The organism is Alistipes sp. Marseille-P5061 (genome assembly GCF_900290115.1).
Lineage (GTDB): Bacteria > Bacteroidota > Bacteroidia > Bacteroidales > Rikenellaceae > Alistipes > Alistipes excrementigallinarum.
On the sequence record NZ_LT985749.1, the window covers coordinates 671,224 to 684,933 of the forward strand.

Genomic DNA, 13,710 nt, shown 5'->3' on the forward strand with positions numbered 1-13,710 from the left:
GAACCGGGTCGACAACCGACGCCGAGACACCGATGGGAACAAGGGGAGTGCGCACGCTGGCCATCGCACTGCTGAGTCTTCTGGGCTCGGCCTGTAGCGTCACGCGCCACATTCCCCAGGGCTCCTACCTGCTGACGAAGGTCTCGGTGGAGACCGACCATGAGGCTCCGCGTTCGGAGCGAATCACCTCGTCGGAGCTCGAGAAGTACATCCGCCAGAGCCCCAACAAGCGCTTTCTGGGGACCTACTTCTACGTCTGGCTCTACGAACAGGCCGATACGGCGAAGCACAACCGCTGGAACAACTGGAAGCGCAAAATCGGCGAGGCCCCCGTGCTGCTCGACATGAACCTCACGGAGCGCTCGGTGCAGAACTTCAAAATCTACCTCGACTCTAAGGGATTCTACGCCTCGGAGGCCTCCTACGAGCTCGACACGACGCGCCACCCGCGCAAGGCGAGCATCACCTACCGCATCCGGCAGGGGGCGCCCTACCGCATCGACACCATCGCCTACGACTTCCGCGACCAATTTCTCCGGCCGCTGATTCTGGCCGATACGGCCCACTCGCTCATCCATGCGGGCGACATCTTCGACATCACGCAGCTCGACGCCGAGCGGACGCGCATCGCCACTTACCTCAAGCAGCGGGGCTACTACAACTTCTCGCCGAGCAGCATCGAATACGTAGCCGACACGCTCGGCGGCGGACACCGCGTCGGGGTGACGATGGTCATCAAGCCCTACCTTGCGGGCTACAACGCCCAGGGCGAACCCATCTTCGAGAACCACAAGGTCTACCGCATCGGGCGGGTGAACGTCTACCCCGAATACGACGCGGCGGCCGTCCGTGTCGACTCGTCGCTCCTCGAGCGGCTCGACACGACGCTCTACGAGGGGCTGCGCATCGTCTACGAGGGTCGGCCCCATCTGCGCCCCGTGGTGCTGCGGCAGGCCATCCCCATCTACCCCAACTACCTCTACAACGCCTCGCAGGTCAACCGCGCCTACTCGGACCTCATCGGGCTGGGCTACTTCAAGAGTGCCCGCATCGCCTTCACCGAGATGCCCCGCCTGACGGCCGACTCGACGCAGAGCTACGTCTCCTACATCGGCGCCCTGGCCGACTCGACCTCCAACCGCTACACGCGCGAGGAGTACCTCGCCTGCCACATCCTCTGCACGCCGGCCCTCAAGCAGAGCTTCAAGGCCGACGTCGAGGGGAGCACCACCTCGAGCTTCTACGGACTGAAGGCCACCGTCGGCTACCAGAACCGCAACATCTTCCGCGGCGCCGAGTCGTTCGACGTCTCCGTCACGGCCGGTTACGAGTTCATGAAGGCGCCCGACGCCCGCAAGAAGACCGCCAAGGAGTTCGGCGTCACCACGAGCCTCCTCTTCCCACGCTTCCTCGTGCCGTGGAGCGCCTCCCGCTTCCAGAACATCAACCAGCCCAAGACCAAGCTCGAGGTCTCGGTCAACTACCAGGACCGCCCCTTCTACCGCCGCACGCTCTCGAGCGCCAGCCTCTCCTACCTGTGGAGCAACAAGCGCTACTCCTCCTTCGCGCTGCGCCCCATCGACATCAACGTGGTCGACGTGAGCTACCTCGACGCGCAGTTCCTCGAGGATACGGAGAACGAGTACCTGAAGAAGAGTTACGAGTCGCAGTTCATCGGCGGCCTGAACTTCAGCTACACCTACAACGGCCAGCTCAAGAATCTGGGCGGCAACAGCACGCTCATACGCTTCAACTTCGAGACGGCGGGCAACCTCATCGACGGCCTCGAACACCTCTTCTCGCGCCCGGTTTCGGGGACCGACTACTACCACATCTTCGGGCTGCGCTACGCCCAGTACTTCCGCACGGACCTGAGTGTGAGCCGCACCGTGATGCTGGGCGACAAGGTCGCGCTGGCGGGGCGCCTCTACGGCGGTGTGGGCATGGCCTACGGCAACTCGAAGGGGGTGACCATCCCCTTCGACCGGCTCTTCTATGCGGGCGGCAGCGGCGGCATGCGCGGCTGGACGCCGCGTACGCTCGGCCCGGGCTCCGTGCCCAAGCCCAGCGACACAAGCTACCCCACGCAGCTGGGTGACATGAAGCTGGAGGCCAACCTCGAGCTGCGCTTCCCGATTTGGGGCATCTTCCACGGGGCCACCTTCTTCGATTTGGGCAACATCTGGTATGTGCGCCAGACCGACGGCTCGATTCCCGAGGCGGCGCTCTTCCACTTCGACACCTTCTACAAGCAGCTGGGCTTCAACACCGGTCTCGGCCTGCGCCTCGACATCAAGTTCGTGGTGCTGCGTCTGGACTGGGGCATCCAGCTCCACAACCCCAACAACCCGGCCGGAGAGCGGTGGATTCACAACTTCCGCTGGAGCAACACGGCGCTCAACTTCGGTGTGGGCTATCCCTTCTGACGCCGGGCGGCAGCAGGCAATGGAGTCGCTCCGGCAGAAAATGCGGAAAAAACGGCCCGACGATTTGGATTTTCGGAAATTCGTATTACCTTTGCAACCACAATCGGGGGATTAGCTCAGCTGGCTAGAGCGCTTGCATGGCATGCAAGAGGTCACGAGTTCGAATCTCGTATTCTCCACCAAACGAGGCCGAAAGCAGGCCTGAAAGCTGTAAACGACTTGTTTACAGCTTTTTTTGTTGTATTCCTCCTCATCGGACAACGGCAAAAGAGCGGGAGAAAGTTCCCGCCTCCGCACGCCCACAGGCAAAAAAAGAGAGGCGCCGGACGGAATACACCGTCCGGCGCCTTGCTGTCAGCATCTCGGATTGCCGCTATTCGTTGCGGAACATCGTCTTGAGCTCCTCCGTCGAGAAGAGCTTGCCGAAGTTCGTGCCGTCGCAAATCCAGAACATCATGTTGGTGATGTTGTCGGCACCGGCGCCCTTCACCACGTTGTCCGCGATGGTCAGGTTGTCGTGCATGAAGCCGCAGATGGTCACGGCGCTGTCCTTGCAGTAGGCGCTCGATACGTTCTCGAACGTGCAGCCCGTAACGGTCACCTTGGCCTGGGCGTTGGCGTAGTAGTCGCTGCCGTTCCGCAGCTCGAGGTGGATGTAGCGGTAGCCGCCCTCGACCGTGTTGCGGAAGGTGCAGTTGGTAATCTCAATCGACTCCACATCCTTGTCCGTCAGCTGGATGGCATCCCACTGCGCGTTGGAGAAGGTGCAGTTGTCGAAGACCAGCGTCCGGCACTTCTGGCTCGTGACGTAGACCGCCGAAGCCTGGCCCGAACTGCTGGTGCCGTTGGCAAAGTGGATGCCGCGCACCACCGTGTTCTCACCGTTGAAGTAGACCGGAGCACCCGTCAGCGTCACGTCGCCCTGGGCCGTCAGCGTCACATCCTTCGGGAAGGAGAGCACCTCGCTCAGCGCGATGTCGCCGACCAGCGTGATGACCGGCTCACCCTCGGCGATGGCAGCTTTCAGCTCGTCGGCCGTTGCTGCACCGGCGCCCTCGATGACCTCATAGGTTGCCGGGTCGTCGCTCACCTTGACCGACGAATAGCCCTCAACCAGGAAGTCGCCGCCGCGTCCGGGGTCACCCGTTGCCGGGTCGTAGTTGACGAACGTACCGCCCTTGATGGCGACCGTTCCGGGGTCGGAGTCGAGCTGGTTGAGCAGGTACCAGTGTCCATCCACCATCTGCGTTACGGAGAAGTGGCCGCCGTTGATGGCCAGCGAACCGCCGTAGACCTGGATGCAGTTGACATCGGAGCTGAAATCGCCGCCGTTGATGACGAGCGAACCGTTCTTGTTGACAATCAGAATGCCGCCGTTCTTGTAGGAGATGTTGCCGGGGCCGTTGATGACCATGTCGCCGTTGACGTTGAAGGCGGTGTAGAGCTCCTCGCTGTCAAAGACGATGTCATGGCCGTTCAGGTTGAGCTCCATCTTCTTGCCCTCGGCAACGGTAATCTCCTGCTCGAGGGTCATGTTCTCCTCAAGCTCCACCGTACCGCCGTTCTCGGCCGCAAAGAGCAGCTGCGAGAGGTTGTGGTCCGGCTCGCCGAAACCCGGGTCGATGTCGATGTCGAAGTCAACGTCGCCCGTCAGCACCGAACCGATGATGTTCGTGCGGTAGTTGCGCTGCACGGGAACGTTGCTGAAGGTCAGATTGCCCGTCGTCGCGCCGTCCGTGAACTCGAAGGCGATGTTGGTCGTCGTCTTGTCGGCGCCCATCAGCAGGTAGTTCATCGCCAGATAGGTGTACGTACGGCCCGATACGACCAGCGACTCGGTCGGCACTGCGTGCGAGGCGAAGTCTACGCTCGTGCTGCCCGTCGTCGTGCCGTTGAGCAGGTTCAGCGTCGTCGGCACGTTCGTTGCGCTCATCGAGGTGGCAAGCGCTGCGCTCTGGAGCCCGCCTGCGACGGCCTCCTCCAGGTCATCCGTTCCCACGTTCACCTGCGCGAAGGGGCGCACCAGCGTCACATCCTGGCTCATCGCTCCCGTTACCTTCATGCCGGTAACCGAGCCGAAGAAGGCGTCGCGGCTCTCGTCGTTCGACTCTGCTGCCGCGTAGTCCACCGTAACCGTCTGCGCCTGGTAGTCGACCTTATAGGGGTTCGACTCGTCCTTCTGGCCGTAGGCGTCGGCCCAGAAGAGCACGTCGTAGCTCTTGCCCGTCGTCAGGCGGAGCGTCAGCTGGGCCTTCAGGTCGGTGAACTCGACCGCGGGGGCACCCTCGCTCTCGCTCGTCAGCAGCGGGGTCTGCTCACCGGCCGCATATACGGCGTAGGTCAGCTTGCGGGCCGTCTGGCCGTCACCCATGCTGCGGGTCTGAAGCTGTTCGGGAAGGCGTGCGCTGAAGGTCACCACGCCGTCCCCGTTCATCCCGGCAGATTCCATCTCGTCCCGGGAGCAGGCAGTCGTCGCCATCAGGCCGGCAACCGCCAAAAAGAGAAACAATCGTTTCATAATCAGTAAACCTTAACAGTCTGTATTATTTTATCCGTCCGATTATTCGGCTACGATTTCATAGGGATAGGTCGCGTCGCCGGTCTGACGATAGGCATACCCCTGCTCGGGAGTCCAGGGCTGGTTGGATGCCGAGCGCGGCTGGGAGCTGAAGCGGCCGCCCTTGAGGATGAATCCGCCCAGCGGATTATCGGGCACGTCGTCGTTCGAGGCCAGCGCGCACGGGGTGCGGTCCGAGTAGTAGCTGCCGCTCAGCACCTCGATGACTCCCTCCGATGCGGCGTAAAGCGCATAGAAGGCATCCTGACGGCCGGGTTCCGAATTACGTGTGGAAGCCGTGACGTTGTCGCAGACGACATGCGAGCCGTCGATGGCGGCGACGGCACCCTGGACGCCCTCGACGGTCACATCCTTGAGCGTCATCCGGCAGCCGCTCTCGGCGCGAATCGCATAGGCCCACGAGCCGTACTTGTTCGACGAGGTGGAGGAGACGCTGCCGTCCTCAATCGTGATGGTTCCCAAACCGGCAACGGCAAAGAAGGCCGCGTTCAGGTCGACACCCTTCAGCGTAAGCACGGCGTCGGCGCTGTTGTTGTAGAAGGCCGTACCCGAATCGTTGCGCGTCGTCTCCCAGGTGCCGCCCTCAATGGTCAGCACACCGTTGTTCCGCACAATGCCCTTGGGGCAGGTGTAGGTTCCCTTGCCGCGCAGGGTCAGTTCGCTGTCGTTGGTAATCATCCATTCGGTCTTGTTCTCGACCGTACCGTCGATTGTAATCACCGTCGGGTGCTGGATGGTGAAGGGCTCGATGCCCTCCAGATTGAGCGTGGCCGACTCGGGGATGACCACCTCGCCGCCCTTCTGGGCAATCTCGGCCATCACGGCTGCCACATCCTCCTCGGTCGTAATCGCGAGGCCCCGGATTACCTCCCATACGGCGGGGTCTTCGCTCGCCTTGATGGACGAATAGCCCTCGGCAACGAAGCTCTTCACCGTACCGGCATCGTCGCCCGTCGCCGGGTCGTAGTTGACGAACTCGCCGCCATAGACCGTGATGGTACCGGGCTTCGAGTTGTTGACGTTCAGCACCGTATAGATGCCGCTCGGCGAGGCGACCGCGCTCTCGAAGTGACCGCCGTAGATGGTGATTTCACCGCCGTTGTAGGCATAGATGCAGTCGTTCCAGGCTCCGTTCTCGTCGGCCCCCACCTTGTAGCTGCCGCCGTTAATCGTCACCTTGGCATCGGGACCCATGGCAGCGATGGCCGTCACCGTGGCGTTGGCTCCGCCGTCGATGACACCGTCGCCGTTGATTTCAAGCTCGCCGTAGACATCGATGGCACCGCCCACCGAGGTTCCCACATACTTGATGGTATGACCGGCCAGATTGATGGTCATCTTCTTGCCGGCGCGGACCTTGAGCGTCTGCGGCAGCTCGACATCCTCCTCAAGCTCCACCGTACCGCCGTTCTCGGCCGCAAAGAGCAGCTGCGAGAGGTTGTGGTCCGGCTCGCCGAAGCCCGGGTCGATGTCGATGTCGAAGTCAACGTCGCCCGTCAGCACCGAACCGATGATGTTCGTGCGGTAGTTGCGCTGCACGGGAACGTTGCTGAAGGTCAGATTGCCCGTCGTCGCGCCGTCCGTGAACTCGAAGGCGATGTTGGTCGTCGTCTTGTCGGCGCCCATCAGCAGGTAGTTCATCGCCAGATAGGTGTACGTACGGCCCGATACGACCAGCGACTCGGTCGGCACTGCGTGCAAGGCGAAGTCTACGCTCGTGCTGCCCGTCGTCGTGCCGTTGAGCAGGTTCAGCGTCGTCGGCACGTTCGTTGCGCTCATCGAGGTGGCAAGCGCTGCGCTCTGGAGTCCGCCTGCGACGGCCTCCTCCAGGTCATCCGTTCCCACGTTCACCTGCGCGAAGGGGCGCACCAGCGTCACATCCTGGCTCATCGCTCCCGTTACCTTCATGCCGGTAACCGAGCCGAAGAAGGCGTCGCGGTTCTCGTCGTTCGACTCTGCTGCCGCGTAGTCCACCGTAACCGTCTGCGCCTGGTAGTCGACCTTATAGGGGTTCGACTCGTCCTTCTGGCCGTAGGCGTCGGCCCAGAAGAGCACGTCGTAGCTCTTGCCCGTCGTCAGGCGGAGCGTCAGCTGGGCCTTCAGGTCGGTGAACTCGACCGCGGGGGCACCCTCGCTCTCGCTCGTCAGCAGCGGGGTCTGCTCACCGGCCGCATATACGGCGTAGGTCAGCTTGCGGGCCGTCTGGCCGTCACCCATGCTGCGGGTCTGAAGCTGTTCGGGAAGGCGTGCGCTGAAGGTCACCACGCCGTCCCCGTTCATCCCGGCAGATTCCATCTCGTCCCGGGAGCAGGCAGTCGTCGCCATCAGGCCGGCAACCGCCAAAAAGAGAAACAATCGTTTCATAATNCTCGTCAGCAGCGGGGTCTGCTCACCGGCCGCATATACGGCGTAGGTCAGCTTGCGGGCCGTCTGGCCGTCACCCATGCTGCGGGTCTGAAGCTGTTCGGGAAGGCGTGCGCTGAAGGTCACCACGCCGTCCCCGTTCATCCCGGCAGATTCCATCTCGTCCCGGGAGCAGGCAGTCGTCGCCATCAGGCCGGCAACCGCCAAAAAGAGAAACAATCGTTTCATAATTTCATCAAGGATTAACAAGAGGTTTTCTATTATTGTTTATTACTTTTTACTTTACTGTCTACTGCACGGTCTACTGCACGGGGTAGTTCCAGTCGCCGTCGAAGCCCGGGTCAATGCCGATTCCGCCCGAGGCCTCCGACGTGAGGAAATTGCCGCGCACGATGGTATGCCGGCCCCGCATGAGGGGTATATCGAAGGGGTTCGTGGCCGACAACTGCGTTCCGTCGCGGTCGTAGACCTCGAGGGAGACCTTGACGGAGGCCTCGCCCTCGTTGACCAGCACGTAGTCGAAGCCGAGGCTCGCCTCCGAGTCGCTCGTCCGCGTGATGCGGCTCTCGAACTGCACGCCGGTAGAGGCGTCGGCCGTCTGGTCCGTGAAGAGGTTGAACGACGAAGGCACGTAGCCCGCATAGTGAACCACCACGCGGAAATCATCCAGGTCGATGCTCCGCGTCGGCTCGTCGGCGGGGGCTGCATCCTGCGAGGCGCCGGCATCCTGTGAGGCGCTGTGTTCACGGCTTTCGCGGAGCGCCTGCACGCGGGTCATGAATTCGGTCAGGTCGGTCGACACGAAGCTGTAGCGCGCCTGCGGACGCGTCATCGGGACGGGCACCACGATGGGGCCCTCCTGTGCCGGTTTCGCAATGGCGGCGTCGGCCCGGCCGCGGAAGGCATCGCGGAACTCGGTGCTGCCCGCATATTCGGAGGTGAGGAGGGCGACCTCCGAAAAATCATCCGTACGGAAGAACTTGTGCTCCTGCGTTCCGGCATCGACAAAGTCGGTCCAGACGATGAAGCGGTAGGCGCCCTCTTCGAGCTGCGTCTCGATGCGCAGGTCGGGCTGCGCCGTCACGGACTTCGTCACCACCATACGGCGCTCCTCCTCCCGGCCGAAGGCGCCCTCGGCATCGGCCCGGTAGATGCAGACCGTATAGCGCAGGTTGTACGCCTGCGGGTCGTCCGAGACGCGGGTCTTCACATCGACCGTCTGATACACGGGCAGTTCGGTATCGAAGGTCAAATCCAGAACGACGGGATACTTCGCGGGTTCGGTCGGGCCCGGAAACTCGTGCACGTCGCACGACACGAGCAGGAAAGCCAGCGGCAGACCACTCAGAAACAGCCTTTTCAACACGCTCCTTTTCATTATTTCCGAGTTTTTTTCAGGTCAAACATGTAGGAAAACGAGACGGCGGCGTTGTCCAGCCCGATGAACGTCTTGCGGACGGTCGAGGAGCGGACGCCGTTCCGTTCGTTGCGGAACTTGTCATAGTAGGCCTTGTAGACGCCGGCGCCGAGCGAGAACTCGACGTTCCAGCGTCCGCTGCGGCCCAGCGGAATCCGGTAGCCGAGGTTGACGCCTCCGCCAATGGCCGGAGAGTTTCCGTTGTGGTCCTGGATGCGCCAGTCGCCGCCAAGCGCCAGGTTGTAGGAGGCCACCCCGAAGTGGAGCGCCGCGAAGAAGCGGTGCTCGCGCAGGGGCCAGAAGCGCAGCTCGGGCTGCGTGCCCAGCATGCGGAACTTGACCGTCGAGGTGAAGTAGTCGCACGCCGAGTAGTAGACGGGCACGCTGAAGGAGATGCGGGGCGAGAGGTCAATCTCGACGGCCACGTTGGCCATCATCATGCCCCAGCCGATGGCGTTGGTCTTGATGTGGATGGCGGGGCTCCACGCGTCCGAGGGGGCGGGAACCACCTCGCGGCTCACGTCGGGCAGCGGAGCCGGAGCAGGGGCAGGTTCGGGAACGGGCGCCGGTGCCGGTTCGGATGCCGGTGCCGGTGCCGGTTCGGGTTCGGGCTCGGGTGCCGGCTCGGGCTCGGTCGGCCGCGTATAGAGCATGGCCGAGGCGCTGTTGCGCAGCTCGGGGAAGAAGTGCTGCAGCATGTAGTTGTAGGGGCGTCCGCCGTGCAGCTGCATGAGCGACTGCTTGCGGCTCCCCACGACCCGGCCCTGCGCATCGAAGCTCCAGACGGGTTCGCGGTCGAGGATTAGCAGCACCTCGTCGCGGGAGGGCATCGTCGAGGCAGCCACCAGCTCGCGCAGCCGCTCCCACTGGATGCCCACCGACTCCTTGACGAGCATCCCGGCGGGGATGCCGGTCGTACGCATCAGATAGGCGGCCAGCGAGTCGACGCGGTACTGCGACAGCCGCTCGTTGGCCTGCTGCGAGCCGTCGGGCGAGGCTCCGGCGCGGATGACGACCCGGTTCAGCGTACCCTGCTCGAGCGCCTCGCGGATGGCCTCCGTAAAGTGCGCGAGCGCGGCCCGGTTGTTCCGGTAATCGGGGTCGACAAAACGGTATCCCACCCGATAATAGAGACTCACGGAGTCTGCTACCTCCTGCGCACAAATCGGCACGCTGCACAGCATGCCGAAGATAATCAACAGCAACACTCGTTTCATCGGTTTTCTTTTTTTCTATGACTACGCCACATCGAACCCGGAAACTCAATCCCGTTCATCAGATTCCAGGTTCCCCAATATAGCTTTTTTTTACTCCGATTGTTCACTTCGTCACCTTTTTTAACATATATTTAACCTGAACGGGCTATAAATGACGACCAAAGAGCAGATTTTGGGCTTTTTTGTTTTATGGGCAGGCCCCGAACGGAACAGCCTGCGCCCCTTTCGAGGGATGACGTATCGGGGAGTGTTCGTCCGGGGAAGAGGGGATGCCCCGAGGAAGAGAGGAAAGAAAGCGTCCGGAGGCAACCGCGCGGAGGCGCAAAACGACGGCGGCACGGAGGCGCAAAACGACGGCGACACGAGGTGGCGACACGAGGTGGAAAAAAGGGCGCGGCGACATGCGATAAGGCCGCGTGAAGTACGACAAGGACGTGCAGACCTACGAGCGCAAGATGTACGCCTCGACCCTCTCGGTGCTGGCCGAGAACTCGTCGAAGGGCGCCTACCTGAAGACCGACCGCAACACCACGCAGACCTATGCCGACGTGATGCTCAACATCAACAAGTACTTCGCCGACAACACGCTCAACCTGACCGCCACGGTGGGCGCCAGCCTGCAGGACCTCACCCACAAGGAGGAGTCCTTCGGCGGCGGTCTGAAGATTCTGCCCAACCTCTTCACCTTCTCGAACATCGACCCCGCGGGCAAGCTCACCTATGAACAGGACAACTACCACGACCGCACCAACTCCATCTTCGCAACCGTATCGCTCGGCTACAAGAGCATGGCCTACATCGACGCTTCGGTCCGCAACGACTGGATTTCGGCCCTGGCCGGCACCGACAACTCGTCGATTCTCTATCCTTCGGTAGGTGCTTCGGTACTCTTCAACGAGATTTTCCACGCCAACTCGAGGGTTCTCTCGCTGGCCAAGCTCCGCGTATCGTACAGTGAGGTGGGTAATGCCCCCGAACGCTTCCGCGCCATCACGACCTATCCCCTCTCGGGCGGTCTGAACACCTCGACCTACTTCCCGGCCGTCGACCTGCAGCCCGAGCGCACCAAATCGTGGGAGGTCGGTGTCAACCTCTCGTTCTTCCAGAACAAGCTGACCCTCGACGTGACGGGCTACCTGTCGAAGACCGTCAACCAGCTCTTCAGCCCCGATATCACCTCGACGACCGGCTACACGAAGCTCTACGTCAACGCCGGCGAGGTGCAGAACAAGGGTATCGAGGCCGCCCTGGGCTTCAAGCAGAACCTCGGCCCCGTACACTGGCAGACCAACGTGCTCTGGTCGCTCAACCGCAACCGCGTCAACCAGCTGCTGCCCGAGTACACCAACGACAAGCTGGGCGTCACCGTCAAGCTCGACCAGCTGGACGTCTATCAGCTGGGCGGCGCCAAGCAGATGCTCACCGTCGGCGGTACGATGGGTGACATCTACGTCAACACGATGCGCACCGACGAGCAGGGCCACATTTGGGTCAACAGCATGACCGGCGCCCTGGAGACCGACCGCAACAACTGGGTGAAGGCCGGCACGTCGAACCCCGACTACACGCTTTCGTGGCGCAACAACTTCGAGTGGAAGGGCATCTCGCTGGGCTTCATGATTAACGCCCGTGTAGGCGGCATCGGCATCTCGGCCACGCAGGCCGTCATGGACTACTACGGCGTATCGGAGGATTCGGCCGTCGCCCGCAACAACGGCGGCGTGAATGTCAACGGCTACAAGATTGACGCACAGAAGTGGTATCAGACCGTCGGCGGCAACGGAGCCAACTACATCGGTTCGATGTATGTCTACTCGATGACCAACGTCCGTCTGGGCGAGCTGACGCTCGGCTACGACATTCCCATCCAGAAGTGGTGCAAGTGGATTAAGGGCCTCAACGTCTCGTTCGTGGGCCGCAACCTCTGGATGCTCTACTCGGAGGCCCCCTTCGACCCCGAATCGACGGCCAGCACGGGTACCTACAACCAGGGCTTCGACTACTTCATGCAGCCGAGCCTGCGCAGCCTGGGCTTCTCCGTCAAAGTAACCTTCTAAAACCGAACAAACAGAAATCCTATCATGAAATCGAACAACTCATATAGAATCAGACGGGTACTGCTCGCGATGCTCGGTACGGCCCTGACAACGGCCTGCACCTCCGACTTCACCGAGTGGAACACCAACCCCAACGAAGCGACCGAGGACATGCTCGACTGGGACAACGCCCGCACGGGTTCCTACTTCCTGCAGATGGAGCAGAACGTGCTGGTGGTCGCCCAACCGGCCGCAAGCATCGGTACGGACCGCTATCAGACGGTCGAAATCATGGGCGGCGACGGCTTTGTAGGCTACTTCGGCTTCCCCTCGCCCTCCATCAACTCGGCCGGCCGCTACAACTGGAACAAGGAGAGCTGGTACGGTGACATGTTCACCACCAACTATACCCGCACGATGAACGCCTGGCGTTCGCTGCGCATGGCCATCAACGACGAGAACGACCCCCGCTTCGCGCTGGCCCAGATTCTCAAGGTGGCCGCCATGCACCGCGTGACGGATACCTACGGCCCGATTCCCTACCTGAGCTTCGGCGTCGAGAACGAGGTGCCCTACGACTCGCAGAAGGATGTCTACTACCGCTTCTTCGAGGAGCTGGCCGACGCCGTCGAGACGCTCGCGCCCTACGCCAATGCCGGCGAGACGCTCTTCACGGATTACGACTGCGTCTTCCGCGGCGATTTGACCAAGTGGGTCAAGTTCGCCAACAGCCTCCGCCTGCGTCTGGCCATGCACCTTGCATACGTCGACGCCTCGAAGGCACAGCAGGAGGCCGAGGCCGCTCTGGCCGCCCCGCTGGGCGTGATGACCGAGGCTACGGACAAGGCCGAGCTGCAGCACATCTCGCCGCTGGAGACCTACGAGAGCCCGCTCTACATCGTCGGGGTAAGCTGGAGAGACCTGCGCATGGGCGCCACGCTCGACTCCTACATGAACGGCTACAACGACCCGCGCCTGTCGGCCTACTTCAACACCACCACCGACGGCAACTACCGCGGCATCCGCGCCGGAATGGCCAACACCGTTTCGAAGGACGCCTACGCACCCGAGGCCGACGGCTCGCTCACGGGCCTCTTCTCGGCGCCCAACGTCACCAGCACCTCGAACGTGGTCTGGATGCTCGCTTCGGAGTCCTACTTCCTGCGTGCCGAGGGCGCGCTGCGCGGCTGGAGCATGGGCGACACGGCCGAGAACCTCTACCGCAAGGGTGTCGAGACCTCGTTTGCCGAGAACAACGCGGGTGACGCCTCGTCGTACCTGGCCGACGACTCGCTCACGCCGGCCGACTACACCGACCCCGTAACGCCCGCCTACTCGACCGACGCACGCGGCGAGATTACCATCGCATGGAACGAGGGCGACGGCTTCGAGAAGAACCTCGAGCGCATCATCTCCCAGAAGTACATCGCCCTCTACCCCAACGGCCAGGAGGCCTGGACCGAGTTCCGCCGCACGGGCTATCCGAAGGTCTTCCCCGTATGCGTGAACGAGAACAACGGCGGTTGCGTCGACACCGAGACGCAGATTCGCCGTCTGGCCTTCCCGTAGTCGGAGTACAACACCAACCGCACACAGCTCGACAAGGGCATCGCCCTGCTGGGCGGCCCCGACAACCCGGGCACCAAGCTGTGGTGGGACGCCAAATAATCAC

At 62.3% G+C, this 13,710-nt stretch carries 6 protein-coding genes, 1 tRNA gene and 1 pseudogene; 4 read left to right on the plus strand and 4 right to left on the minus strand.

All coding sequences use genetic code 11. The features are described from left to right. The first annotated feature begins 32 nt into the window (after positions 1-32). Together tamL and C8267_RS06570 are read left to right on the plus strand one after the other, a co-directional pair. Complete coding sequence (tamL, locus tag C8267_RS06565; RefSeq protein WP_106634097.1) at positions 33-2,426, plus strand: translocation and assembly module lipoprotein TamL; 2,394 nt, start codon at positions 33-35, stop codon at positions 2,424-2,426. Between the two features lie 105 nt (positions 2,427-2,531). Next, positions 2,532-2,608: transfer RNA gene (locus tag C8267_RS06570), tRNA-Ala, on the plus strand. 191 nt (positions 2,609-2,799) lie between these two features. Here C8267_RS06570 and C8267_RS06575 read toward each other — a convergent pair. The 4 genes from C8267_RS06575 to C8267_RS06590 all read right to left on the minus strand — a co-directional run bounded on the left by C8267_RS06575 (position 2,800) and on the right by C8267_RS06590 (position 10,002). Continuing rightward, complete coding sequence (locus tag C8267_RS06575; RefSeq protein WP_158699741.1) at positions 2,800-4,944, minus strand: DUF6562 domain-containing protein; 2,145 nt, start codon at positions 4,942-4,944, stop codon at positions 2,800-2,802. A gap of 42 nt (positions 4,945-4,986) precedes the next feature. Continuing rightward, entirely contained in the window at positions 4,987-7,596 is a 2,610-nt protein-coding gene (locus C8267_RS11130; RefSeq protein ID WP_158699742.1) for a DUF6562 domain-containing protein, read from the minus strand. A 73-nt stretch (positions 7,597-7,669) separates the two neighbouring features. Further along, complete coding sequence (locus C8267_RS06585) at positions 7,670-8,731, minus strand: DUF6562 domain-containing protein (RefSeq protein WP_106634100.1); 1,062 nt, start codon at positions 8,729-8,731, stop codon at positions 7,670-7,672. A 14-nt stretch (positions 8,732-8,745) separates the two neighbouring features. After that, positions 8,746-10,002, minus strand: coding sequence for a DUF3575 domain-containing protein (locus C8267_RS06590; protein WP_106634101.1), 1,257 nt, complete (start codon positions 10,000-10,002; stop codon positions 8,746-8,748). A gap of 416 nt (positions 10,003-10,418) precedes the next feature. On the opposite strand from C8267_RS06590, the gene C8267_RS06595 reads away from it, so the two are divergent. Together C8267_RS06595 and C8267_RS06600 are read left to right on the plus strand one after the other, a co-directional pair. Next, entirely contained in the window at positions 10,419-12,059 is a 1,641-nt protein-coding gene (locus C8267_RS06595) for a TonB-dependent receptor domain-containing protein (protein WP_234025711.1), read from the plus strand. 69 nt (positions 12,060-12,128) lie between these two features. Beyond that, a pseudogene (locus C8267_RS06600) lies at positions 12,129-13,706 on the plus strand (SusD/RagB family nutrient-binding outer membrane lipoprotein). Positions 13,707-13,710: the final 4 nt, after the last annotated feature.

Bases quoted from the DNA above. Each gene is read 5' to 3' on its own strand.
- tamL (WP_106634097.1), top strand. From the start codon at position 33: ATGGGAACAAGGGGAGTGCGCACGCTGGCCATCGCACTGCTGAGTCTT.
- C8267_RS06575 (WP_158699741.1), bottom strand. From the start codon at position 4,944: ATGAAACGATTGTTTCTCTTTTTGGCGGTTGCCGGCCTGATGGCGACG.
- C8267_RS06590 (WP_106634101.1), bottom strand. From the start codon at position 10,002: ATGAAACGAGTGTTGCTGTTGATTATCTTCGGCATGCTGTGCAGCGTG.